The organism is Pseudoduganella sp. RAF53_2 (assembly GCF_052113985.1).
Taxonomy (GTDB): domain Bacteria; phylum Pseudomonadota; class Gammaproteobacteria; order Burkholderiales; family Burkholderiaceae_D; genus Rugamonas.
The window spans coordinates 1-3,028 of record NZ_JBFRDW010000698.1 but is presented as its reverse complement, the minus strand read 5'-3'; the positions used below and the strand labels follow the sequence as shown (position 1 = coordinate 3,028).

Here is a 3,028-nt window from a genome sequence, read left to right as displayed (position 1 = left end):
GGCGGCGATTTCGGAAGGTTTGCGGCGCGAGGTGGGCGGCGATATCCGCGTGACCATTGTGTCGCCGTGCCAGTCGGAGGCGGGGCCGGGTGACGCGAGTCCGGATGCAATCGCGCGCACCATCGCGTTTGCGATCAACCAGCCTTCGGACATCGATGTGAGCGAGATCGTGGTGCGCTCGACGGCCAGTCCTTACTAAGCGAAGCGCATCAGCGCGGCGCCTGCCGCAATGATGGCGATGGCCGCGCCCCGCCGCCTGCCGATCTTTTCGCGCAGGAAGAGGGCGGCAATGGCGGCGGCGAACAGGATGGACGTTTCTCTTAGCGCGGCGACGGCGGCCACGGGTGCGGCGGTCATGGCCCACAGCACGAGGCCATACGCGGCCAGCGTGCCGACGCCGCCCAGTGTGGCGACGCGCCCGTATTGTCTGGCGTAGCCCGTGAGTTCGCGCGGACGGCGCAGCAGCGTCCGGATCAGCAGTCCGCTGGCGCTCAGCACGAACAGCCACATCGTGTACGCAGCCGGCGCGCCCGACCTGCGCACGCCAATGCCATCCACCAGCGTGTACGCCGCAATTGCCAGCGCGTTCAGCAAAGCAAACACCGTCGCCCGCCCACGAGGCCGCGGACCCGACGCGCCGGCCGGGCCAGACGCGTCAGCGGGCTCCGGCGCTTCGCCCGTCGAAGGCGCCAATTGCGCCGCATGCGCTTCGCCTGTCGAATACGCCGCGTGTGCTGCGTGGACCGCGGCTGCGGGCGTGGCATGCGATGGCGCGGCGCTCGCGGCCACAGGGCGCACGGCAGGCGGTTTGTCGCCGGCTCGGGATTGTGCGTTGCGTGGGGCGGTGAACCACAGCCCGAGGATGCCGGCGCAAATGGTGGCGACGGCGGCGTATTGCTGGGCGCTGAGGCGTTCGCCGAGCAGCGGAATGCTGGCAATAGCCACCAGCAGTGGCGCGCTGCCGCGCATTAACGGATAGGTGTGGCTCATGTCGCCGTGCCGGTAAGCGGCGGCGAGAAAGCCGTAGTAGAAGAAATGAATACCGGTGGACGCCGCGACAAATGGCCAGCTGGCAGGCGCCGGCGAGGGCAAGAACGGCAGCAGCACTGCAGAAATCAGCGCCCCGCCCGAAGCCACTAGCACACTGGTCAGAAATGGCTCCCTGCCTGCCTTGACCAGCGCATTCCATCCCGCATGCAGCAGTGCCGCAAACAGGACGACGGCAACCACATGCCCCGGCATCAGCGTGGCCGCACGCTTTCCGCCAGAATCTCCGGACGGTGATAACGCTGGAAGCTCTCCATGACCACGCCCGACTTGGCTGCCTTCTCCAGCAGTTCAAGCAGCGCCTCCTGGTCCGCAGGCTTGAGCGAGTGGCGCGAAACGTAAATGCCGGTATGGCCCCAGGGCAGTTCGGGAATGGGTTCCATGCGCAGCTTGTCGATCAAGCCAGCCACGCGTGGCTCGCGATCGATGGAGCCCGCCAGAATGGTCGGCCCCATGATGGTGACGTCCACTGCGCCAAGATGCAGCAGCCGCGCCACGGCCGCCGGATCGACTTCGGTGAACAGGCGCCCCTGCTTGCTCAACTCGCGTACCAGCGACTGATAAGCCTCGCCGTAGTCATAACCGCGCACGACCGCCACGCGCAGATCGCGGCGCTCCAGCAGATCCTGTCCGCTGGTGATGGGAGGGCGGTYGCTCTGGACGGAAATCAGCGTTGCGCGGTGGCCGATCATCGGCACGAAGATGCCGTTCACGTCGCGCGCCGGCGTACGCATGGCCGTCACCAGCAGGTCCGCTTTACCGGTGGCGAACATCAGCTCCTGGCGGGCGCGGGGAACGGTAGTGAAAACGAAATGGCAGCCCGCCTTCGTGCCAAGGCTGCGCAGCAAATCGGGATAGATGCCGGTGACCGTGCCGTCGCTGCCTGCAATGACACTGACGCCGACCGAGCTGACCGGCACAACGATTTCGCGCGAGCAGCCCGCGAAGGCTGCCGGAGCGGCCAGCAGGGCCGCTGCAAAAGCCAGATATTGAACGAACGAGCGTTTTTTCACTTTAAGGTATGGCTGCGGAAGTAGCGGCGTGCTACCACGATTGCTATACCTTGCATGATAGCGCATACGAAGAAGGAACTGCCAATTCGCCAGTCGCTAGGCGGCAAATGGCTTACCGCGCCGAGGATGGTGCTGCCGACCAGCGGCATGACGACGATCGCCGCGCTGCTGATCGACTGCAAAGATCCCATCAGCTCGCCCTGTTCGGTAGGCGACGTGGCCTTGGACACGATGCCCTGCAGCGCAGGACCGGCCGCAAACGACAGCAGATTACACAGGATGAAGACGTACATCATCCAGCCATGCGTGGCCAGGCCATACAGCAGATAGGTGATGCAGCCGGAGCCAAGCCCCAGCAGCGACAGCTTCACTTCTCCGAAGCGCTTGATCAGCACACCAAGCAGGCCTGCCTGCACCACCGCCGCCGACAGCCCCACGCAGAACAGCGCGATACCGTTTTGTGTCGGCGTCCAGTTGAAGCGGAAGTTCGTGTACAGCACCCAGGTCGATTGCAGCATCATCTGCGCGCTGGTGACGAGGGTAAAGGTAATCAGCAGACCGCGGATGTCCTTGCGGCCAGCCAGCTTGGCCAGCGCCGCGAAAGGATTCACGCGCGTCAGGCGGAACGGGCCGCGCTGCGCTTCCGGCAGCGATTCCGGCACGAAGAAGTAGCCGTAGATGAAGTTGGCGAAAGACAGTCCGGCCGCCACATAGAAAGGCAGGTGCAGGTTCACGTCGCCCAGCAGGCCGCCCAGCATCGGACCGGCAATGAAGCCCAGGCCGAAGGCGGCGCCGATCTTGCCGAAGCTCTTGGCGCGGTTGTCATGCGTCGAAATGTCGGACGCATAAGCCGACGCCACCGACATGCTGGCGGAGGACATGCCGCCCACAAAGCGGCCGATGAACATGCAGGCCAGGTTAGGCGCCCAGGCCGTGGTCAGGAAGTTGATGCCCATGCCTGCCATCGA

At 65.2% G+C, this 3,028-nt stretch carries 3 protein-coding genes and 1 pseudogene; 1 reads left to right on the top strand and 3 read right to left on the bottom strand.

Going from position 1 to position 3,028, the window contains the following annotated elements:
• Window positions 1–199 (top strand): annotated as a pseudogene (locus AB4Z11_RS28020) (oxidoreductase); the annotation flags it as partial.
• Here AB4Z11_RS28020 and AB4Z11_RS28015 read toward each other — a convergent pair.
• The 3 genes from AB4Z11_RS28015 to AB4Z11_RS28005 all read right to left on the bottom strand — a co-directional run.
• Window positions 196–1,230, bottom strand: coding sequence for an EamA family transporter (locus AB4Z11_RS28015; protein WP_442029109.1), 1,035 nt, complete (start codon window positions 1,228–1,230; stop codon window positions 196–198). The pseudogene AB4Z11_RS28020 and the gene AB4Z11_RS28015 sit on opposite strands and share 4 nt — an antisense overlap.
• Before the next feature lie 11 nt (window positions 1,231–1,241).
• The gene (locus tag AB4Z11_RS28010) at window positions 1,242–2,060 is read right to left on the bottom strand and encodes a substrate-binding periplasmic protein (protein ID WP_442029108.1); all 819 of its coding nucleotides are present in this window, start codon (window positions 2,058–2,060) and stop codon (window positions 1,242–1,244) included.
• Window positions 2,057–3,028, bottom strand: a 972-nt coding sequence (locus AB4Z11_RS28005; protein ID WP_442029107.1) for an MFS transporter, incomplete at its 5' end; no start/stop codon positions are given. The genes AB4Z11_RS28010 and AB4Z11_RS28005, both read right to left, overlap by 4 nt.